Origin of the sequence: Streptomyces chromofuscus (genome assembly GCF_015160875.1) — a bacterium.
Lineage (GTDB): Bacteria > Actinomycetota > Actinomycetes > Streptomycetales > Streptomycetaceae > Streptomyces > Streptomyces chromofuscus.
Window position 1 is genome coordinate 5,966,302 of the sequence record NZ_CP063374.1, and the last position, 20,321, is coordinate 5,986,622.

Here is a 20,321-nt window from a genome sequence, read left to right on the forward strand (position 1 = left end):
CTGATGATGATCCTCGGCATAGTCGTCTTCGCGGTCGGCCTGCTGATCTCGATCGCGTGGCACGAGCTGGGGCATCTGTCCACGGCCAAGCTGTTCGGCATCCGTGTGCCGCAGTACATGGTCGGCTTCGGCCCGACGCTCTTCTCGCGCACCAAGGGTGAGACCGAGTACGGCATCAAGGCCATCCCGCTCGGCGGCTACATCCGCATGATCGGCATGTTCCCGCCCGGCCCCGACGGCCGGGTGGAGGCCCGGTCCACCTCGCCGTGGCGCGGCATGATCGAGGACGCCCGCTCGGCCGCCTTCGAGGAACTGCGGCCCGGCGACGAGACCCGCATGTTCTACACGCGCAAGCCGTGGAAGCGGGTCGTCGTGATGTTCGCGGGGCCGTTCATGAACCTGGTGCTGGCGGTGGCGCTGTTCCTCGTCGTCCTGATGGGCTTCGGCATCTCCCAGCAGACGACCACCGTGAGCTCCGTCTCGCAGTGCGTCATCGCGCAGAGCGAGAACCGCGACGACTGCCGCGCTTCCGACCCGGCCTCGCCCGCCGCGGCGGCCGGACTCGAGGCGGGCGACAGGATCGTGGCCTTCGACGGCGTGCGCACGGACGACTGGAACCAGCTCTCCGACCTGATCCGCGCCAACCCGGGCGAGCAGGTCCCGATCGTGGTCGAGCGCGACGGCCGGGAAGTCACCCTGCAGGCGAAGATCGCCTCCAACCAGGTCGCCAAGAAGGACTCCCGGGGCCAGATCGTCCAGGGCGAGTACGTCACCGCCGGCTTCCTCGGCTTCAGCGCCGCCACCGGCATCGTCCGGCAGGACTTCGACGACTCCCTGGTGTGGATGGGCGATCGCGTCGGGGAGGCCGTCGACTCCCTCGCCGCCCTGCCCGGCAAGATCCCTGCCCTGTGGAACGCGGCCTTCGACGGCGCCGAGCGCGAACCCGACTCCCCGATGGGCGTGGTCGGCGCGGCCCGGGTCGGCGGTGAGATCTTCACCCTCGACATCCCGCCCACCCAGCAACTGGCGATGGCCCTGATGCTGGTGGCCGGTTTCAACCTCTCCCTGTTCCTCTTCAACATGCTCCCCCTGCTCCCGCTCGACGGCGGTCACATCGCGGGCGCGCTGTGGGAGTCGCTGCGGCGGAACGTGGCGAGGCTGCTGCGCCGGCCGGACCCGGGCCCGTTCGACGTGGCCAAGCTGATGCCGGTGGCCTACGTGGTGGCCGGGATCTTCGTCTGCTTCACGATCCTGGTGCTGATCGCCGACGTGGTCAACCCGGTGAGAATCTCCTAGTCGCACGGAGTTGGCGGCGGTCCGGCAGGTTGTGCGCCGGGCCGCCTTCCATTGAGTGGGTTTACCGGGAGGGATGTGCTGCGGCACAAGGGCGTGCCGTAATCTCGGAGCCTGGGGCCCGCTGCTGACGGGACCGGATCTTGATCCACGACTTGGGGTTGCACAGCAGATGACTGCGATTTCTCTCGGCATGCCGTCCGTTCCGACCAAGCTCGCCGAGCGCCGCAAGAGCCGGCAGATCCAGGTCGGGTCGGTGCCGGTCGGCGGGGACGCGCCGGTCTCGGTCCAGTCCATGACCACGACCCGCACGTCGGACATCGGTGCGACCCTCCAGCAGATCGCCGAGCTGACGGCTTCTGGCTGCCAGATCGTCCGGGTCGCCTGCCCCACCCAGGACGACGCCGATGCCCTCGCCACCATCGCTCGCAAGTCGCAGATCCCGGTCATCGCCGACATCCACTTCCAGCCCAAGTACGTCTTCGCCGCGATCGAGGCGGGCTGCGCCGCGGTCCGTGTGAACCCCGGCAACATCAAGCAGTTCGACGACAAGGTCAAGGAGATCGCCAAGGCCGCCAAGGAGCACGGCACCCCGATCCGCATCGGCGTGAACGCGGGCTCCCTGGACCGGCGCCTGCTGCAGAAGTACGGCAAGGCGACTCCGGAGGCGCTGGTCGAGTCGGCGCTGTGGGAGGCCTCCCTCTTCGAGGAGCACGACTTCCGGGACATCAAGATCTCCGTCAAGCACAACGATCCGGTCGTGATGATCGAGGCCTACCGGCAGCTCGCCGCGCAGTGCGACTACCCGCTGCACCTGGGCGTCACCGAGGCCGGCCCCGCCTTCCAGGGCACGATCAAGTCGGCGGTCGCCTTCGGCGCGCTGCTCAGCCAGGGGATCGGCGACACCATCCGCGTCTCCCTGTCGGCCCCGCCCGTCGAGGAGGTCAAGGTCGGCATCCAGATCCTGGAGTCGCTGAACCTCCGGCAGCGCGGCCTGGAGATCGTCTCCTGCCCGTCCTGCGGCCGCGCCCAGGTCGACGTCTACAAGCTCGCCGAAGAGGTCACGGCCGGCCTCACCGGCATGGAGGTCCCGCTCCGCGTCGCCGTCATGGGCTGCGTCGTCAACGGCCCCGGCGAGGCCCGCGAGGCGGACCTCGGCGTCGCCTCCGGCAACGGCAAGGGCCAGATCTTCGTCAAGGGCGAGGTCATCAAGACCGTCCCGGAGTCCAAGATCGTCGAGACGCTCATCGAAGAGGCCATGAAGCTGGCCGAGCAGATGGAGGCGGACGGCGTGAGCTCGGGCGAGCCCTCCGTGTCCGTGGCCGGCTGAACGACGCCGCCCGCTTCTGAACGGGCGGTACCTCACGCGGGTCGGCACCGCCCAGCTTCCGCAGGTACAGTGCGGAGATCAGCAGAACCCACCGTGAGGCCCCGCCCGTGTTGACCCAGACCACCTCCCGGGTCCTCGAACCGAGCGACCTGGACGCCGCGCTCGCCGTGCTCGACCGCGAGCCGGTGGCCAACGCCTTCGTGGCCTCGCGGGTCCAGGTCGCCGGTCTCGACCCGTGGCGCCTCGGCGGCGAGATGTGGGGCTGGTACGAGGACGGCATGCTCACGTCGCTGTGCTACGCGGGCGCCAACCTCGTGCCCATCTGCGCCACCCCCCGCGCAGTCCGCGCCTTCGCCGACCGCGCCCGCCGGGCGGGCCGCCGCTGTTCCTCCGTGGTCGGCCCCGCCGAGCCGACCGCCGAACTCTGGCGGCTCCTCGAACCCCACTGGGGCCCCGCCCGCGAAGTCCGCGCCCACCAGCCGCTGATGGTCACCGACCGCATGCCCGCCGACATCGCCCCGGACCCCCACGTCCGCCGCGTCCGCAAGGACGAGATGGAGACGATCATGCCGGCGTGCGTGGCGATGTTCACCGAGGAGGTCGGCGTCTCCCCGCTGGCCGGCGACGGCGGCCTCCTCTACCAGGCCCGCGTCGCCGAACTCGTCGGCGCCGGCCGCTCCTTCGCCCGCCTCGACGAACACGGCAAGGTCGTCTTCAAGGCGGAGATCGGCGCCGCGACGGACCGGGCCTGCCAGATCCAGGGCGTCTGGGTGGCCCCCGAGTACCGGGGAAGGGGCGTCGCGGCCCCCGGCATGGCGGCGGTCCTCCGCTACGCCCTCGCGGACGTCGCCCCGGTGGTCAGCCTGTACGTGAACGACTACAACACGGCGGCCAGAAGGACGTACCGAAGGGTCGGCTTCAGGGAGGTCGGCGCCTTCATGAGTGTCCTGTTCTAGACGCCCCGGGGGCGTGGCCGACCGCGCGGCCGGCCAACGACGCCCCGCACGCCGCGGACCACCGGAACCCCCCCTGTAAGCTCCCCGCCATGGACCTCGTCATCGGCCCCCTGGACCTTCCCGCCCACGTGGACGAGGCCCTCGCAGTGCAAGCCGCGGCCTTCGGCCTCGGCCCCGACGAGGTGGCCGTCCGCCGCCAGATCGTCCTGCGCCACATGACCTACCCCGGCGCACGGGCCCTCGGCGCCACCACGCAGGGCCGTCTCGTGGGTTTCGTCTACGGCATGCCCAACGACCGCACCCACTGGTGGTCCACCGTAGTGGAGCCCTACCTCCGGGCCCAGGGCCACGACGACTGGCTCGACGACTCGTTCGTGATCACCGAGCTGCACGTCCACCCCGGCTACCAGAACCGCGGCATCGGCCGGACCCTCATCACCACGATCACCGACACGGTGAGCGAACCCCGCTCCATCCTCTCGGCGATCGACACCGACAGCCCCGCCCGCGGCCTCTACCACTCCCTCGGCTACCAGGACCTCGCCCGCCAGGTCCACTTCCCCAGCGCCCCCAAGCCGTACGCCGTGATGGGCGCCCCGCTGCCCCTGCGCCGATAACCGATTTCCACCGTCCCGTACCGCCCGGCTAACCTCCTTGGCACCACCCTTACGCAGCAGGAGTACGAGAACCATGGCCAACGCATCGGTCCAGCGCATGTCCCAGTTGATGGCGAAGACTCTGCGCGACGACCCGGCGGACGCCGAGGTCCTCAGCCACAAGCTGCTCGTCCGCGCCGGCTACGTTCGCCGCACCGCCGCCGGCATCTGGTCCTGGCTGCCGCTCGGCAAGAAGGTCCTCGCCAACGTGGAGCGGATCGTGCGCGAGGAGATGGACGCCATCGGCGCGCAGGAGGTGCTGCTCCCCGCGCTGCTGCCGCGTGAGCCGTACGACGCGACCGGCCGCTGGGACGAGTACGGCCAGGAGCTGTTCCGGCTGCAGGACCGCAAGGGCGGCGACTACCTCCTCGGCCCGACCCACGAGGAGATCTTCACCCTGCTGGTGAAGGACCAGGCGTCCTCCTACAAGGACCTGCCGGTGATCCTCTACCAGATCCAGAGCAAGTTCCGCGACGAGGCCCGTCCGCGCGCGGGCATCCTGCGCGGCCGCGAGTTCCTCATGAAGGACTCCTACTCCTTCGACCTCGCCGACGAGGGACTCGCCGAGTCGTACGCCCTGCACCGCGCGGCGTACCAGAAGATCTTCGAGCGGCTCGGCCTCGACTACCGCATCTGCGCCGCGACCGCCGGCGCCATGGGCGGCTCCAAGTCGGAGGAGTTCCTCGCTCCGGCCGAGGCGGGCGAGGACACCTTCGCGGACTGCCCGAACTGCGACTTCGCGGCCAACACCGAGGCGATCACCTACGAGCTGAAGCCGGTCGACGCGTCCGGCGTCCCGGCCGCCGAGGACATCCCGACCCCCGACACGCCGACCATCGAGACCCTCGCCGCCTCCCTCGGCGTCCCGGCCTCCGCCACCCTGAAGAACCTCCTGGTGAAGGTCGACGGCGAGATCGTCGCCGTGGGCGTGCCCGGCGACCGCGAGGTCGACATGGACAAGGTCGAGGCGCACTTCGCCCCGGCGGCCGTCGAGATGGTCACCGAGGCGGACTTCGCGGCCCGCCCGGACCTGGTCCGCGGCTACGTCGGCCCGCAGGGCCTGGGCGAGAAGGTCAAGTACGTCGCCGACCCGCGCGTGGCCCCCGGCACCGCCTGGATCACCGGCGCCAACAAGGAGCACACGCACGCGAAGAACGTCGTCGCGGGCCGTGACTTCGAGGTCGACGCGTACGTGGACGTCGTGGTGGTGCAGGAGGGCGACCCCTGCCCGAAGTGCGGCACCGGCCTGAAGCTGGACCGCGCCATCGAGATCGGCCACATCTTCCAGCTGGGCCGCAAGTACGCCGACGCCCTCAAGCTCGACGTCCTCGGCCAGAACGGCAAGCCGGTCCGCGTGACCATGGGCTCCTACGGCATCGGCGTCTCGCGCGCCGTCGCCGCCCTCGCCGAGCAGACCGCCGACGACAAGGGCCTGTGCTGGTCCAAGGAGGTCGCCCCGGCCGACGTGCACGTCGTCGCGGCCGGCAAGGCCCTGCAGACCGAACTCGCCCTGGAGGTCTCCGACAAGCTCGCGGCGGCCGGCGTGCGCGTCCTGGTGGACGACCGCGCGGGTGTCTCCCCGGGCGTGAAGTTCACCGACGCCGAGCTGATCGGCGTCCCGCAGATCCTGGTCGCGGGCCGCCGCGCCGGTGAGGGTGTGGTCGAGCTCAAGGACCGCCGTACCGGCGAGCGCGAGGAGCTGCCGGTGGACGAGGCCATCGCCCGCCTGACGGCCGCCTCCTGACGGAAACCGCGCAACGCCGGGCGGGCCAACTCGCCCGGCCCGTCCGGCGATCGGCCGGTGATCATCCGTCCGGCGATCGGCCTGCCCGGTGATCGAGGACGAGGCCGTACAGGCAGAGGCCGGGTCCCGGGAGCGCCCCGGGACCCGGCCATGTCAACGCCCTGGACGTCCTAGAGCCACCCGGCGAACTCCAGCAGCAGCTCCGAGTCCTGCACCCGGCCCACCCGCCGGGCCCGCACGCCCGACTCCACGGCCCGGAACAGCGTCCAGCCTCGCAGCCGCTCCTGATCCACCTCCAGCGACTCCGCGAGCCGCTTCACCCGCCGCCGGGTCGTCGCCGGGCCCGACGGCGCGGCGATCAGATCCTCCACCCGGTCCCTGACCAGCCGCGCCAGGTCGAAGGCGCACTCGCCGACCACCGGGTCGGGGCCGACCGCGAGCCACGGCATCCGGTCCCCGGCGAGCACCTTGCTCTGCCGGAACGTGCCGTGCAGCAGGCAGTGCTCCGGTGGCGCCGCCAGCAGCTCCTCGCGGGCGGCGAGCGCCGCGTCCACCAGCGGGACGAGTTCCGCGTCGGCGCTCGCCCGCATCGCCTCGGCCTGCCGCCCGGTCCGTCCGGCCACGGTCTCGAAGGGATGCCCCTCCGGCGGCGCCACCCACAGCCTTCGCAGCGTGCCCGCGGCCTCCAGCAGGGCCTTCGCCTCGGGCAGCGACCGCACCGACACCTCGGGATGCAGCCGCTCCAGCAGCAGCGCCCCGTCCTCGGCGACCGGTTCCAGCAGCTGTACGGCGCCCAGCCCGCCCCAGTGCGCCAGCGCCGCGCGCTCGCTCGCCGGGCGGGCCCGGGGCGGGGCCAGCTTCAGCACCGCGGGCGTGCCGTCCGCCCGCCGCACCAGCAGCACCAGGCTGCTCCGGCCGCCCGGCACCTGCACCCGTTCCACGGTCAACTCGCGTAGAGCGACCGCCTGTCGGGCCGCCTCGGGAAGCTTCTCCAGCCAGTCGTCACCGTCCGGCGCCGTCTCACCGAGCGCCCTGACCAGACGCTGCGGCGGTTCGAAAGCCATACGCGAGGTGTCCCCTTCCAGTACCCGTCACGCCGACGGTGTCGCCGACGCCGAGGCGGCGCCGGCCCGCTCGGCGAGCCCAGGGAAGGCTACGCTCCGGCCGCGCCAGCGCACCGCCCGCACCGCCGCTTCGCGCAGTGCGGCCGCCGCGAGGCCCCGCCGTCCGCCGTCCGCCGCCCGCACGAGGTCGGAGTACACGCCCGCCACCCGGTCCTCCAGTTCGGCGGCGAGCCGTACGGCCGTCTCGCCGTCGGTCACCTGGAACGGCAGCGCGTAGCCGGCCGCCGCGGCCACCGGCTCGGCGCCCAGCGCACGCACCTCGCGCGCCAGCGCGTCCCGCCGCGCCCGGTGGGCGTCGTAGGCCGCCCGTGCCTCGGTACGCCGCTTCTCGCCGATCCTGGCACCGACCACGCCGTAGCCGTACACCACCGCGTGCTCGGCCGCCAGCGCCGCCTGGAGGGCCCGCAGCTCCCCGTTCTTCGCCTCGCTCATGCCTTGCCCTCACCCTCCGTGAGCAGATACGCGTGTGCCGCCCCGGCCGCCGCCACCGACGCCAGCAGCCGCGCCAGCTCGCCGGGCATCTCGAGCAGCGCCTCGGTCCGCCGGTCCGCGAGCGCCCGCTCGGCGGCGGCCAACTCGGCCAGGGCCGCCTGCTCGGTGCCCGGGACGACGGGGGAGGCCTTGCCGCCGGCTGGGGCGGCGCCGGTGGGGGAGGCCTGGCCGCCGGCCGGGGCCGCGTCGGTGGGGGAGGCCTTGCCGCCCGCCGGGGCCGCCGCGGTGGCGGAGGCTTGTGCCGCGACGCCGCCGAACGCCTGCGCGTGCCGCACCGCCTCCTCCCGCAGTGGCTTCAGCCGCTGAGCGAGCCCCGGGTGGGCGGCCAGCACGGCGTCGTAGCGCGCCACCAGCGCGTCGCTGTCGCGGGCCGCACGCGCGCGTGCGCGGTCGGCGGCCGATGGGCTGCCGCCCGTGGTGTCGGAGCCGCCAGGTCCGCCGGAGCAGCCCGTGAGCAGGGCGACGCCCGCGGCCGAGGCGAGCAGGGTCCTTCTGCGCGGCCCCGAGGGCATGCGCGGCGACAGGGAAATCGGCACGGGTGACGTCCTCGAAGACTCGTACGAAAAAATGAGGGGCGGCGCGCCCGTGATCACCGTACCCGCGCACGTGTCCGAGACCACTCACCGGCACCGCCCGCACCCAGGTGGACGGCAACACCGCCCGGGACCGGATACCCTTTGACCAGACACGCGACCTTCCCACAACAGCACACGCGGCCGAGGAGTCACCCGGATGAGCACCACCCAGAGCGAGAGGCTGCGAGAACTGCTGGAACCGCTCGTCACCTCCCAGGGTCTGGATCTCGAAGAGATCGCGGTGGACTCGGTCGGACGCAAGCGTGTGCTGCGCGTCGTCGTCGACTCCGACAGCGGAGCGGATCTCGACTCGATCGCCGATGTGAGCCGTGCGCTCTCGGCGAGGCTCGACGAGACGGACGCGATGGGCGCGGGTCAGTACACCCTCGAGGTCGGAACCCCGGGCGCGGAACGCCTCCTCACACAGCACCGGCACTATGTGCGCGCCACCGGCCGGCTGGTCAGATTCCAGCTGGCGGAGGGCGGAGAACTGGTGGCCAGAATCCTCACGGTCGACGACGAGGGCGTCGACGCCGAGGTACCCGGGGTCAAGGGGCGCAGGCCCACGGCGCGCAGGCTCGCCTTCGAGGACATCGCCAAGGCGCGGGTCCAGGTCGAGTTCAGCCGCAAGGACAAGCAGGACGAGAAGGACATGACGGAAGAGGAGGAGGCGTAGCCGTGGACATCGACATGAGCGCCCTGCGGGGCTTGGTGAGGGAGAAGGAGATCTCCTTCGACCTGCTCGTGGAGGCGATCGAGGCGGCCCTCCTCATCGCCTACCACCGCACCGAGGGAAGCCGCCGGCACGCGCGCGTGGAGCTCAACCGGGAGACCGGACATGTGACCGTGTGGGCGAAGGAGGACCCCGAGGACCTCGAGGAGGGCCAGGAGCCCCGCGAGTTCGACGACACCCCGTCCGGTTTCGGCCGGATCGCCGCGACCACCGCCAAGCAGGTGATCCTGCAGCGGCTGCGCGACGCCGAGGACGACGCCACGCTCGGCGAGTACGCCGGCCGCGAGGGCGACATCGTCACGGGCGTGGTGCAGCAGGGCCGTGACCCGAAGAACGTGCTCGTCGACATCGGCAAGCTGGAGGCCATCCTGCCGGTGCAGGAGCAGGTGCCCGGCGAGAGCTACCCGCACGGGATGCGGCTGCGGTCGTACGTCGTCCGGGTGGCCAAGGGCGTCCGCGGTCCGTCGGTGACACTGTCCCGTACGCACCCCAGTCTGGTGAAGAAGCTGTTCGCACTGGAGGTGCCGGAGATCGCCGACGGGTCCGTCGAGATCGCCGCCATCGCGCGCGAGGCCGGTCACCGCACCAAGATCGCCGTCCGGTCCACCCGTTCGGGCCTGAACGCCAAGGGCGCCTGCATCGGCCCCATGGGCGGCCGGGTGCGCAACGTGATGGCCGAGCTGAACGGTGAGAAGATCGACATCGTCGACTGGTCGGACGACCCGGCCGAGATGGTGGCGAACGCGCTGTCCCCCGCTCGGGTGTCCAAGGTCGACGTGGTTGACATGACGGCCCGTTCCGCCCGGGTGACGGTGCCCGACTACCAGCTGTCCCTGGCGATCGGCAAGGAAGGGCAGAATGCCCGGCTTGCGGCCCGGCTCACCGGTTGGCGGATCGACATCCGTCCGGACACCGAACAGCCGGGGGAATAGATCTCGCCCCCGCGGGGGTTGGATCACGACAGTTATACGCGCTGCAACTGTTCGATCTCTGCCCCGTAGGGGTGAGGTCGTTACGGGGAGGTAGACTTAGGAGTGTCTGGCCGGACGCGAGCCCGCGCCTGCCCGGAACGTACCTGTGTCGGGTGCCGGGAGCGAGCGGCCAAGACCGAGCTGCTGCGCATCGTGGCGATCGAGGACGAGTGCGTCCCCGATCCTCGCGGTACGCTGCCCGGCCGGGGTGCCTATGTACACCCCGCCTTGGTCTGTCTCGACCAGGCGATACGTCGCCGGGCGTTCACGCGGGCGTTGCGCGCCCCGGGAGCGCTCGACACAAAGGCGTTGCGCCGGCACGTCGAGCGGACAACAGTTGCCGATCGGGCAACACGGTAAGAAGCGTGCCGTACGGAAGCCCCGTGCGGCCTGGTACCTCGCGAGTCGAAAGCAGGTCGAGATTGCGATGAGCACTCGATGAGTACGCGATGAGTACGCCCATGAACTAGCGACGGTCCGGCCGCAACCCGGACCTCAAAGGAGCGAAGTGGCTAAGGTCCGGGTCTACGAACTCGCCAAGGAGTTCGGTGTGGAGAGCAAGGTCGTCATGGCCAAGCTCCAGGAACTCGGTGAATTCGTCCGATCGGCGTCTTCGACGATCGAGGCGCCCGTAGTACGCAAACTGACTGACGCCTTCCAGCAGGGCAGCGGCAACGGCAAGTCCGCCGCGAAGCCCGCTCCCCGGAAGGCCGCCCCCAAGCCCGCCGCGCCCTCCCCGGCGCAGGCGGCACGTCCGGCTGCTCCGAAGCCGGGCGCTCCCAAGCCCGCCGCTGCCCAGCAGCCCGCGGCACCGGCGGCTCCCGCCGCTCCGGCGCCCGCGCCGACCCCCGGCCCGCGTCCGACGCCGGGCCCCAAGCCCGCGCCGCGTCCGGCCCCGGCCGCCCCGGAGTTCACCGCTCCGCCGTCGGCCCCGGCCCCGGCCGCAGCGTCCGGCCCCAAGCCGGGCACCCGTCCCGGCGCCCCCAAGCCCGGCGGCGCCCGTCCGGGTGGCCAGGACCGTCAGGGCCAGCGCCCCGGCGGCCAGGGCCCGCGTCCCGGCGCCTCCGCGCCGCGTCCCGGTGCACGTCCGGCCGGTCCGCGTCCCGGTAACAACCCCTTCACCTCCGGTGGCTCCACCGGCATGGCGCGCCCGCAGGCGCCCCGTCCGCAGGGCGCGCGTCCCGGCCCCGGTGCCCCCGGCGCCGGTCCCCGTCCGCAGGGCCCCGGTGCCCAGGGCGGCGGTCCGCGTCCGCAGGCTCCGGGCGGTTCCCGTCCGAGCCCCGGCTCGATGCCTCGTCCGCAGGGCGGCGGCCCGCGTCCCGGCGGCGGTCCCGCCGGTCCGCGCCCGAACCCGGGCATGATGCCGCAGCGTCCCGCTGCCGGCCCGCGTCCCGGCCCCGGCGGCGGTCGTGGCCCGGCCGGTGCCGCCGTCCGGCGGCGGCGCCCGTCCCGGTGGTGGCGGCGGCTTCGCCGGCCGTCCCGGCGGCGGCGGTGGCGGCGGTCGCCCGGGTGGCGGCGGCGGTTTCGCCGGCCGTCCCGGTGGCGGCGGCCCCGGTGGTGGCGGCGGCTTCGGCGGTGGCGGCGGTGGCCGTCCCGGCTTCGGCGGCCGTCCCGGCGGTGGCCCCGGCGGCCGTGGTGGTACGCAGGGTGCCTTCGGGCGTCCCGGCGGTCCGGCGCGTCGTGGCCGCAAGTCGAAGCGGCAGCGCCGTCAGGAGTACGAGGCCATGCAGGCCCCGTCGGTCGGCGGTGTGATGCTGCCTCGCGGCAACGGCGAGACCATTCGCCTGTCGCGCGGTGCCTCGCTCACCGACTTCGCGGAGAAGATCAACGCCAACCCGGCGTCGCTCGTCGCGGTCATGATGAACCTCGGCGAGATGGTCACGGCCACGCAGTCCGTCTCCGACGAGACGCTCCAGCTTCTGGCCGACGAGATGAACTACACCGTTCAGATCGTCAGCCCAGAGGAGGAGGACCGCGAGCTGCTGGAGTCCTTCGACATCGAGTTCGGTGAGGACGAGGGCTCCGAGGAGGACCTGGTCGTCCGTCCGCCGGTCGTGACCGTCATGGGTCACGTCGACCACGGTAAGACCCGCCTGCTCGACGCCATCCGCAAGACCAACGTCATCGCGGGCGAGGCCGGTGGCATCACCCAGCACATCGGTGCCTACCAGGTCGCGACCCAGGTCAACGGCGAGGACCGGGCGATCACCTTCATCGACACCCCGGGTCACGAGGCGTTCACCGCCATGCGTGCCCGTGGTGCGAAGTCGACCGACATCGCGATCCTCGTGGTGGCGGCCAACGACGGTGTGATGCCGCAGACGGTCGAGGCCCTGAACCACGCCAAGGCGGCCGACGTGCCGATCGTGGTCGCGGTCAACAAGATCGACGTCGAGGGTGCGGACCCGACCAAGGTGCGCGGTCAGCTGACCGAGTACGGCCTGGTGGCCGAGGAGTACGGCGGCGACACCATGTTCGTCGACATCTCCGCCAAGCAGGGCCTGCACATCGACAGCCTGCTGGAGGCGGTCGTCCTGACCGCCGACGCCGCCCTGGACCTTCGGGCCAACCCGAACCAGGACGCGCAGGGCATCGCGATCGAGTCCCGCCTCGACCGCGGCCGTGGTGCCGTCTCGACGGTCCTCGTCCAGCGAGGCACGCTGCGGGTCGGCGACACGATGGTGGTCGGCGACGCGTACGGCCGCGTGCGGGCGATGCTCGACGACACCGGCAGCAACGTCGCCGAGGCCGGCCCGTCCACGCCGGTCCAGGTTCTGGGTCTGACCAACGTCCCGGGCGCCGGCGACAACTTCCTCGTCGTCGACGAGGACCGCACGGCCCGCCAGATCGCCGAGAAGCGCGCTGCGCGCGAGCGCAACGCGGCCTTCGCCAAGCGCACCCGCAGGGTCTCCCTGGAGGACCTGGACAAGGTGCTCAAGGCCGGCGAGGTCCAGCAGCTCAACCTCATCATCAAGGGTGACGCTTCTGGTTCCGTCGAGGCCCTGGAGTCCTCGCTGCTCCAGCTCGACGTCGGCGAAGAGGTCGACATCCGCGTCCTGCACCGCGGCGTCGGTGCGGTCACGGAGTCCGACATCGACCTGGCGATGGGCTCGGACGCCATCGTGATCGGCTTCAACGTGCGCGCCGCCGGGCGTGCCGCGCAGATGGCCGAGCGCGAGGGTGTGGACGTCCGCTACTACTCGGTCATCTACCAGGCGATCGAGGAGATCGAGGCGGCCCTCAAGGGCATGCTCAAGCCGGAGTTCGAAGAGGTCGAGCTCGGTACGGCGGAGATCCGCGAGGTCTTCCGCTCGTCCAAGCTGGGCAACATCGCGGGTGTGCTCATCCGCTCCGGCGAGGTCCGGCGCAACACCAAGGCGCGCCTGCTCCGCGACGGCAAGGTCATCGCGGAGAACCTCACCATCGAGGGCCTGCGTCGCTTCAAGGACGACGTGACCGAGATCCGCGAAGGGTTCGAGGGCGGTATCAACCTCGGCAACTTCAACGACATCAAGGTCGACGACGTCATCGCGACGTACGAGATGCGCGAGAAGCCGCGGGCGTAACGGCACGTGGCTGACGGTGGCCGACGGGACTCGCGTCCCGTCGGCCACCGCGGTTTGCCCACCGGGGCGCCGCCGCGCGGCCCCGGCGAAACCCGGTCGAGCCTCCGGCAGGGGCGCGGTACCGTTCTTGATGTCCCCGCCCGTCCAGTCGGCGGGGCCATCGATCCCGGACCGGCGGGTGAACCGGTTGCACACATGTATGTGGGGACGCTGTCCTTCGACTTGCTCCTCGGCGACGTGCGGTCGCTGAAGGAGAAGCGCTCCGTCGTCCGTCCGATCGTCGCCGAACTCCAGCGGAAGTACGCGGTGAGCGCGGCCGAGGTGGACCACATGGACCTCTACCGCAGGGCCCGGATCGGCCTCGCGATGGTGTCCGGCGACGCGGGGCACGTCAGCGACGTGCTGGACCGGTGCGAGCGGCTCGTCGCCGGGCGCCCCGAGGTGGAACTGCTGTCGGTCAGACGCCGCTTCCACGGCGACGACGACTGACCCAGAGAACGTAGATCAGGAAAGAACGGGAGACGGACCAGTGGCCGACAACGCGCGTGCCAAGAGGCTGGCGGACCTCATCCGAGAGGTGGTGGCCCAGAAGCTGCAGCGCGGGATCAAGGACCCGCGGCTCGGCTCGCACGTCACCATCACCGACACCCGGGTGACGGGCGATCTGCGGGAGGCGACCGTCTTCTACACCGTGTACGGGGACGAGGAGGAGCGGACGGCCGCGGCCGCCGGTCTGGAGAGCGCCAAGGGCATCCTGCGCTCGGAGGTCGGCAAGGCGGCCGGCGTGAAGTTCACGCCGACGCTCACCTTCGTCGCGGACGCCCTCCCGGACACCGCCCGGACCATCGAGGACCTCCTCGACAAGGCCCGCCAGTCCGACGAGAAGGTGCGCGAAGCCTCGGCGGGCGCCACCTACGCCGGTGACGCCGACCCGTACAAGAAGCCGGGTGACGACGAGGACGACACCACCGCATGACCCGGAAGCACACCACGCCCGACGGCCTCGTCATCGTCGACAAGCCGTCGGGCTTCACCTCGCACGACGTGGTCGCCAAGATGCGCGGCATCGCGAAGACCCGCCGCGTGGGCCACGCCGGCACCCTCGACCCGATGGCGACGGGCGTCCTCGTCCTCGGCGTCGAGAAGGCCACCAAGCTGCTCGGTCACCTCGCGCTGACCGAGAAGGAGTACCTGGGCACGATCCGCCTCGGCCAGACGACCGTCACCGACGACGCCGAGGGCGAGATCACGAGGTCGGTCGACGCCTCGAAGGTCACCCGCGAGGCCATCGACGCGGGCATCGCCAAGCTGACCGGCGACATCATGCAGGTGCCGTCCAAGGTCAGCGCCATCAAGATCAACGGCGTCCGCTCGTACAAGCGGGCCCGCGACGGCGAGGACTTCGACATCCCGGCCCGGCCCGTCACCGTCTCGTCGTTCGGCGTGTACGACGTCCGGGACGCCGTCGCCGAGGACGGCACCGCCGTGCTCGACCTCGTCGTGTCGGTGGTCTGCTCCTCCGGCACCTACATCCGGGCCCTCGCCCGCGACCTGGGCGCCGACCTCGGTGTCGGCGGCCACCTCACCGCGCTGCGCCGGACGCGCGTCGGGCCGTACAGGCTGGACTCGGCCCGCACCCTCGACCAGCTCCAGCAGGAGCTGATCGTGATGCCGATCGCAGAGGCGGCCGCGGCCGCGTTCCCGCGCTGGGACGTGGACGGCAGGCGGGCCCGGCTGCTCCTGAACGGCGTGCGGCTCGACATGCCCGACGAGTACGCGGGCGCGGGGCCGGTGGCCGTCTTCGATCCCGAGGGCCGCTTCCTGGCGCTCGTGGAGGCGCAGCGGGGCAAGGCCAAGAGCCTCGCCGTCTTCGGCTGACGCCCCCACGGTCCGTCCGTGGAGCGGCGGTCACGGGGCCCTGCACTCCCGCCGCTCCACGGTCCCCCATCGGTTCCCCCCACCCCTAGGGTGTATCCAGCGACCCCCGTCCGTTCACCCGCCCGGGCAGGCGCTCGGAGTGAACCAGGGGTGTGCAGGGGGGCGCGTTCGTCACGCGTGCTGTCTCCCTGATCATCCCGCCCCTACCGTCGAGCTCAGGGCACGGAGGCAGGCGGTACGGCGGGGAGGTTCGACCATGGCGGCACGAGGCCGGGGGACCGCACCGCAGGACGCCGGGCCGGGCCCGCGCGACGACGCCCTCGTCCGCGTCCACGACATGGCCGGACGGCCGCGCGGCACCGGCTTCGTCGCCGACCACCTCGGCACCGTCCTCACCAGCCACGAGGCCGTCGACGGACTGGCCCGGCTGGTCCTGCACGCCGGGGACCGCAGCTGCGTCGTACCCGCCGAGGCGGTCACCCCGCTGCCGGAGCGCGACCTGGCCCTCGTGCACGCCGAGGAGCTGCAGGCGGAGCCGCTGCCGATCACCGTGCGGGACCGGATCGAGACCGGCACGTACGTCCGGATCGCCGCGGGCCGCTGGCGTGAGGCGCGGGTGCTGGGACCGGCGACGGGCGTCACCTACACGGCCATGGACCACTTCCGGCAGCTCGACGGCGTACTGGAGCTGGCGATCGGCACGGCCGGACGGGACGCGCTCCGGCTGGGCGGTGGCGCGGCAGGGGGGCCGGTCGTCGACGCCGCGTCCGGTGCCGTGGTCGCCGTGCTCGGCACCGCGCTGCACACCGGTCACCGTGACTGCGGTTTCGCCGTACCGCTGCGGCCCACCGAGAGCGGGCCGCTGGCCGGCCTGCTGGCCCGCAACGCGGCGACGGTGCCCGCGTACGGGGCCGATCTCAACCTCGCCGGGGTGCTGGAACTGGCGGCCACCACAGTGGGGCTGGACGGTCCGCCGGGGGCGCTCGCGGGTCACACGGGGCCGGATGGGGCCGTACCGGCCGTCGAACGGGCGGCGGTCGTGCGGGAGTTCGCCGCGTTCGCCGACAGCCCGGCCACCGTTCTCGGGCTGGTCGGGCCGCCCGGCAGCGGGCGTACGACGGAACTCGCGGCCCTTGCCGCGCGGCGCGACCGGGGCGCGGAGCCGGCGCCGACGGTGTGGCTGCGGGGAGCCGATCTGCGGGACGACGACGCGTCGGTGGGGGACGCGGCTCGGCGTGCGCTGCGGCGGGCGGGGCGGGTGGTGGGCGGGTGCCCTGATCCCGAAGGCTCCTTTGGTGCGGGCCATCTTGGTGGGGGCGGGGTGATGGCTGGGGGCGGGGCTTTGCCTGGTGGAGGTGCGGGCTTCTGTGGTGATGGCGGGGCCTTGCCTGGTGGAGGTGCGGGCTTCCCCGGTGACGGCGGGGTCCTGGCCGGTGGGGTCGGGAGCGGCCGTGGGGCTCTCGGTGACGTCGGGCCCGAGCGTCTGGCCGGGCTCGCCCGTGCCGCCGGCCGCCCTCTGCTGCTGCTTCTCGACAGCCCCGAGGAGATGCCGCCGGCTCTGTCCCACCGTCTGCGCGAGTGGACCGAGAACAGCGTGCGGTGGCTGGGGGAGACGGGAACGCGGCTGGTCGTGGCGTGCCGGGCGGAGTACTGGGAGGGGGCGGGGGCGGAGTTCCCCGAGGACTGCCTGTACCCGGGCCCGGGTACAGGCGGCCTGCCCCCGTGCGTCCCCCTGGGCGACCTCGACGAGGACGAGGCCCGGCGCGCCCGCGCCCGGCACGGCATCCCCGAAGGGGTCCTCGCCGCGTCCGACGCCCGCCACCCCCTCACCCTCCGCCTCCTCGCCGACGTCCTCGCCGCGCGCCCGGACGCCCGGCCGGCCGGCCCACTGGACCGGCACGACGTCCTCGCCGCGCACCTCGACCTGAAGTGCCTGCGCGTGGCCGTGCGGCTGGCCGCCGAGAACGGCCTGCGCGGCACCGCCGTACGGCGACTGGCGGCCAAAGTGGCCGGGCAGGTGCACCTGGCCGCCCGGCGCAGCCTCGGCTCCGGTCAGGGAGAGCTGGACCGGGAGGCGTTCGACGCGGTGTTCCCGTGGGGCCCGGCCCCGGCGCGGCTCGGCGGCGGCACCGGCTGGGCGTCCGCCGTCCTCACTGAAGGCCTCCTCGTCCCCGCCGGCACCGGCTACCGTTTCGCCCACGAGGAACTCGCCGACTGGATCCAGGGCACGCACCTCGACCTGGACGAGGCCCTGCGCGCGCTGGTCCACCACCGCCGCACCCCCGACGCCGCGCACCGCGAGCTTATCCCGCACCACCGCGACGCCCTCGACGCCACAGCCCCCGAGCCCCTCCCGCACCACCGCATCGGTCCCGTCGTGCAGGCCATGCTCCTGCTCGCCCGGCAGCACGGCCCGCACCGGCTCTCCGTCCGCCTGGAGGAGCTGGTGTACGCCCTGGACACCGACCCGCACTCCTGGTGGGCGGCCCGGTTGCTCGGCGAGGCGTTGCGCCGGGTCCCGGACGCCACGCCGCACCTGCGTGTGCTGCGGCTGCTCGCCGCCGCGATCGTCGACTGGCGGCGGCTGGGGCGGCCGGTGCCCCGGGAGTTCGGGCCCGCGTTCTGGACGGAGCCCGTACTGCCCGACGCCGAGCGCCTCGACCTGCTGCGCCGCCTGGTCCTCGCCGACACCGGACCGGCCGACGGGGGCCGTTACCTCGACGCCGCCGCCCGGCTGCTCGCCGACGACCCCGTCGCCGTACAACCGCATCTCACCCGCTGGTTCGACGACGAGCGGCCGCTGCCCGCGACGCCCCACGCGACCGTGGCGACAGCCGCGCAGGCGCTGCTGCACACGCACCGGCACCGGGCGCTCGACGACCTCACCGAGGTGCTGGCCGACAGCGCGCACCGGCGGGGTGAGGAGCTGCTCGGCGTGCTCGCCGAGGAGGAACCCGCCGCCGTGTGCCGGGCCGTGGACCGGTGGGCGCGTGACGAGCGGCCGGCACGGCGGGCCGCCGCGGTGACGTACGCGCTGGCCGCCGCCGCGCACACCCGCGACGAGGCCGACCGCGAGCTGCTGCGCCACGCCGCCCAGGCCCTGCTCGCCCGCCCCGCCGACGGCGCCCTGCACGGCGGGGCGCTCGCCCTCCTCGTACGCGATCCGCACTCCCGGGCCCGGCACCTGGCCCGAGCCGTCGAACACTTCGCGGCCGGCGACCCGAGGCTGCCCGCCGGCGCGCTCGCGACCGCCCTGGAGAGCGCCCCGGAGCCGGTGCTCGGCGCCTTCCGGGCGCGGCTGCACCGACCGGACGCGGAGGAGGCCCTGTTCGCCCTCGCCGACGCCGCGACCCCGGCACTGGCGCGTCGGGTCGCCGATCTCCTCCGGGACGCCGTGACGCTCCGCCCGGAGCGGGCCGCGCCGGTGGCCGCGTACGTCGACCGGCGGCTCGACGCCGGGCCGACCGCCAGGGCCTTACTGTTCCCGCTGGTCAGCGGCCTGCTCTACGGCGGTCCCGAGCAGCTGCGGGCGGCGCTGTCCACCGTCGTGGGCGCGTCCGGGACCCCCGTCTCTAGGCCCCTGCGCCGCGAACTGTGCGACTTCCTCCTCGTCCACGAGGACGCCCCGCCCGTCCTGGAAGCCCTGCTGCGCACGGCTGCCCGGCACGGCGGGGACGGACTGCGCGCCCTGGTCCACCGCACGGGCATGCTCCTCGTGCGCACCCCGGCCGGCGCGACCCTCTTCGACCGCACCCTGCTCGACCTGGGCCGCGAGGACCCCGGCTTCGCCGCCCGGGTCGCCCGCTGGCTGAACCACGCCCCGCAGGACTGGGCCGCGGTGGTCGGCCCCAGCACCCGCCGGATGATCGAGAACCTGACCGACGCACGGGTCCTGGCATGAGCACGTGCACCACGTGCGTCCGGTCACAGCCTCCATGCCGGTGCGGGTCCGACCCCCTCGGCATGGCACCCTTAGACCTGCGTAAGAGGCAGAGACGGACACGGGTTCGAGGAGCGGTCACAGTGCAGCGCTGGCGTGGCTTGGAGGACATCCCCGAGGACTGGGGGCGCAGCGTCGTCACCATCGGCTCCTACGACGGTGTCCACCGCGGGCACCAGCTCATCATCCGGCACGCCGTGGACCGCGCCCGCAAGCTGGGCGTCCCGGCCGTCGTCGTCACCTTCGACCCGCACCCCAGCGAGGTCGTCCGCCCCGGCAGCCACCCGCCGCTGCTCGCGCCGCACCACCGCCGCGCCGAACTGATGGCGGAGCTCGGGGTGGACGCGGTGCTGATCCTGCCCTTCACCTCGGAGTTCTCGAAACTCTCGCCCGCCGACTTCGTCGTCAAGGTGCTGGTCGACAAGCTGCACGCCAAGGCGGTCGTCGAGGGCCCCAACTTCCGCTTCGGCCACCGGGCCGCCGGAAACGTCGAGTTCCTCGCCGAACAGGGCACGGTCTACGACTTCGAGGTCGAGGTCGTCGAGCTGTACGTGTCGGGCGAGGCCGGTGGCGGCGAGCCGTTCTCCTCGACGCTGACCCGGCGGCTGGTGGCCGCGGGGGACGTGGAGGGCGCCGCGGAGATCCTCGGCCGCCCGCACCGGGTCGAGGGCGTCGTCGTACGCGGCGCCCAGCGCGGCCGCGACCTGGGCTTCCCCACGGCCAACGTCGAGACGCTGCCGCACACCGCGATCCCGGCGGACGGGGTGTACGCGGGGTGGCTGGTCGTGGAGGGCGAGGCCATGCCGGCCGCCATCTCCGTGGGCACCAACCCGCAGTTCGACGGGACCGAGCGCACGGTGGAGGCGTACGCCATCGACCGGGTGGGGCTGGATCTGTACGGGCTGCACGTCGCCGTCGACTTCCTGGCCTTCGTGCGCGGGCAGGCCAGGTTCGAGACGCTGGAGGCTCTGCTGGAGCAGATGGCGGAGGACGTGAAGCGGTGCCGGGAGCTGATTGCGGCGGCGGAGGGGACGGGGTCGTAGCCGGTGGCAGGGTTCGCGCG

Annotated in this window: 16 protein-coding genes and 1 pseudogene; 14 read left to right on the plus strand and 3 right to left on the minus strand. The window is 72.9% G+C overall.

All coding sequences use genetic code 11. From position 1 onward, the window contains the following. Window positions 1–3 precede the first annotated feature (3 nt). From IPT68_RS27030 to IPT68_RS27050, 5 genes are all read left to right on the plus strand, one after another. Window positions 4–1,296 carry a M50 family metallopeptidase gene (locus tag IPT68_RS27030; RefSeq protein WP_189702422.1) on the plus strand — a complete coding sequence of 431 codons (1,293 nt, stop codon included), beginning with the start codon at window positions 4–6 and terminating at the stop codon, window positions 1,294–1,296. 169 nt (window positions 1,297–1,465) lie between these two features. Next, window positions 1,466–2,623 (plus strand): flavodoxin-dependent (E)-4-hydroxy-3-methylbut-2-enyl-diphosphate synthase, encoded by a 1,158-nt coding sequence (gene ispG, locus IPT68_RS27035; protein WP_194074014.1) that lies wholly within the window; start codon window positions 1,466–1,468, stop codon window positions 2,621–2,623. A 107-nt stretch (window positions 2,624–2,730) separates the two neighbouring features. Beyond that, the gene (locus IPT68_RS27040; protein WP_189702084.1) at window positions 2,731–3,579 is read left to right on the plus strand and encodes a GNAT family N-acetyltransferase; all 849 of its coding nucleotides are present in this window, start codon (window positions 2,731–2,733) and stop codon (window positions 3,577–3,579) included. A gap of 89 nt (window positions 3,580–3,668) precedes the next feature. After that, the gene (locus IPT68_RS27045; protein ID WP_189702083.1) at window positions 3,669–4,196 is read left to right on the plus strand and encodes a GNAT family N-acetyltransferase; all 528 of its coding nucleotides are present in this window, start codon (window positions 3,669–3,671) and stop codon (window positions 4,194–4,196) included. Window positions 4,197–4,269: 73 nt separating this feature from the next. Next, complete coding sequence (locus IPT68_RS27050) at window positions 4,270–5,979, plus strand: proline--tRNA ligase (protein ID WP_189702082.1); 1,710 nt, start codon at window positions 4,270–4,272, stop codon at window positions 5,977–5,979. A 170-nt stretch (window positions 5,980–6,149) separates the two neighbouring features. Here the strand turns inward: IPT68_RS27050 and IPT68_RS27055 are convergent, their stop codons facing one another. The 3 genes from IPT68_RS27055 to IPT68_RS27065 are packed head-to-tail and all read right to left on the minus strand — an operon-like array spanning window position 6,150 to window position 8,131. Beyond that, window positions 6,150–7,043 carry an aminoglycoside phosphotransferase family protein gene (locus IPT68_RS27055; RefSeq protein WP_189702081.1) on the minus strand — a complete coding sequence of 298 codons (894 nt, stop codon included), beginning with the start codon at window positions 7,041–7,043 and terminating at the stop codon, window positions 6,150–6,152. Between the two features lie 27 nt (window positions 7,044–7,070). Beyond that, entirely contained in the window at window positions 7,071–7,535 is a 465-nt protein-coding gene (locus IPT68_RS27060; protein ID WP_189702080.1) for a ferritin-like domain-containing protein, read from the minus strand. Continuing rightward, window positions 7,532–8,131, minus strand: coding sequence for a hypothetical protein (locus IPT68_RS27065; RefSeq protein ID WP_189702079.1), 600 nt, complete (start codon window positions 8,129–8,131; stop codon window positions 7,532–7,534). Before IPT68_RS27065 ends, IPT68_RS27060 begins: the two co-directional genes overlap by 4 nt. Before the next feature lie 196 nt (window positions 8,132–8,327). On the opposite strand from IPT68_RS27065, the gene rimP reads away from it, so the two are divergent. The 9 genes and pseudogenes from rimP (at window position 8,328) to IPT68_RS27110 (ending at window position 20,301) form a co-directional block, all read left to right on the plus strand. Continuing rightward, window positions 8,328–8,846 (plus strand): ribosome maturation factor RimP, encoded by a 519-nt coding sequence (gene rimP, locus IPT68_RS27070; RefSeq protein WP_189702078.1) that lies wholly within the window; start codon window positions 8,328–8,330, stop codon window positions 8,844–8,846. Between the two features lie 2 nt (window positions 8,847–8,848). After that, entirely contained in the window at window positions 8,849–9,835 is a 987-nt protein-coding gene (nusA, locus tag IPT68_RS27075; protein ID WP_189702077.1) for a transcription termination factor NusA, read from the plus strand. A gap of 102 nt (window positions 9,836–9,937) precedes the next feature. Further along, complete coding sequence (locus IPT68_RS27080; protein ID WP_189702076.1) at window positions 9,938–10,234, plus strand: YlxR family protein; 297 nt, start codon at window positions 9,938–9,940, stop codon at window positions 10,232–10,234. Between the two features lie 148 nt (window positions 10,235–10,382). Further along, window positions 10,383–13,440: pseudogene (infB, locus tag IPT68_RS27085) on the plus strand (translation initiation factor IF-2). 195 nt (window positions 13,441–13,635) lie between these two features. Further along, window positions 13,636–13,929 (plus strand): DUF503 domain-containing protein, encoded by a 294-nt coding sequence (locus IPT68_RS27090; RefSeq protein WP_189702074.1) that lies wholly within the window; start codon window positions 13,636–13,638, stop codon window positions 13,927–13,929. A 40-nt stretch (window positions 13,930–13,969) separates the two neighbouring features. Continuing rightward, window positions 13,970–14,416 carry a 30S ribosome-binding factor RbfA gene (gene rbfA, locus IPT68_RS27095; protein ID WP_189702073.1) on the plus strand — a complete coding sequence of 149 codons (447 nt, stop codon included), beginning with the start codon at window positions 13,970–13,972 and terminating at the stop codon, window positions 14,414–14,416. Then, a complete protein-coding gene (truB, locus tag IPT68_RS27100; protein WP_189702072.1) occupies window positions 14,413–15,318 on the plus strand; it encodes a tRNA pseudouridine(55) synthase TruB in 906 nt (301 codons plus the stop codon). Before rbfA ends, truB begins: the two co-directional genes overlap by 4 nt. A gap of 256 nt (window positions 15,319–15,574) precedes the next feature. Continuing rightward, window positions 15,575–19,219 carry a trypsin-like peptidase domain-containing protein gene (locus IPT68_RS27105; RefSeq protein WP_228039924.1) on the plus strand — a complete coding sequence of 1,215 codons (3,645 nt, stop codon included), beginning with the start codon at window positions 15,575–15,577 and terminating at the stop codon, window positions 19,217–19,219. A gap of 122 nt (window positions 19,220–19,341) precedes the next feature. Further along, window positions 19,342–20,301 (plus strand): bifunctional riboflavin kinase/FAD synthetase, encoded by a 960-nt coding sequence (locus IPT68_RS27110; protein WP_194074015.1) that lies wholly within the window; start codon window positions 19,342–19,344, stop codon window positions 20,299–20,301. The last annotated feature ends 20 nt before the right edge of the window (window positions 20,302–20,321 follow it).

What these genes read in the sequence shown, in the direction of transcription:
- IPT68_RS27105 (WP_228039924.1), top strand. Translation starts at nt 15,575, where the DNA reads ATGGCGGCACGAGGCCGGGGGACCGCACCGCAGGACGCCGGGCCGGGC.
- IPT68_RS27030 (WP_189702422.1), top strand. Translation starts at nt 4, where the DNA reads ATGATGATCCTCGGCATAGTCGTCTTCGCGGTCGGCCTGCTGATCTCG.
- IPT68_RS27045 (WP_189702083.1), top strand. Translation starts at nt 3,669, where the DNA reads ATGGACCTCGTCATCGGCCCCCTGGACCTTCCCGCCCACGTGGACGAG.
- rimP (WP_189702078.1), top strand. Translation starts at nt 8,328, where the DNA reads ATGAGCACCACCCAGAGCGAGAGGCTGCGAGAACTGCTGGAACCGCTC.
- IPT68_RS27060 (WP_189702080.1), bottom strand. Translation starts at nt 7,535, where the DNA reads ATGAGCGAGGCGAAGAACGGGGAGCTGCGGGCCCTCCAGGCGGCGCTG.
- IPT68_RS27050 (WP_189702082.1), top strand. Translation starts at nt 4,270, where the DNA reads ATGGCCAACGCATCGGTCCAGCGCATGTCCCAGTTGATGGCGAAGACT.
- truB (WP_189702072.1), top strand. Translation starts at nt 14,413, where the DNA reads ATGACCCGGAAGCACACCACGCCCGACGGCCTCGTCATCGTCGACAAG.
- ispG (WP_194074014.1), top strand. Translation starts at nt 1,466, where the DNA reads ATGACTGCGATTTCTCTCGGCATGCCGTCCGTTCCGACCAAGCTCGCC.
- IPT68_RS27055 (WP_189702081.1), bottom strand. Translation starts at nt 7,043, where the DNA reads ATGGCTTTCGAACCGCCGCAGCGTCTGGTCAGGGCGCTCGGTGAGACG.
- IPT68_RS27090 (WP_189702074.1), top strand. Translation starts at nt 13,636, where the DNA reads ATGTATGTGGGGACGCTGTCCTTCGACTTGCTCCTCGGCGACGTGCGG.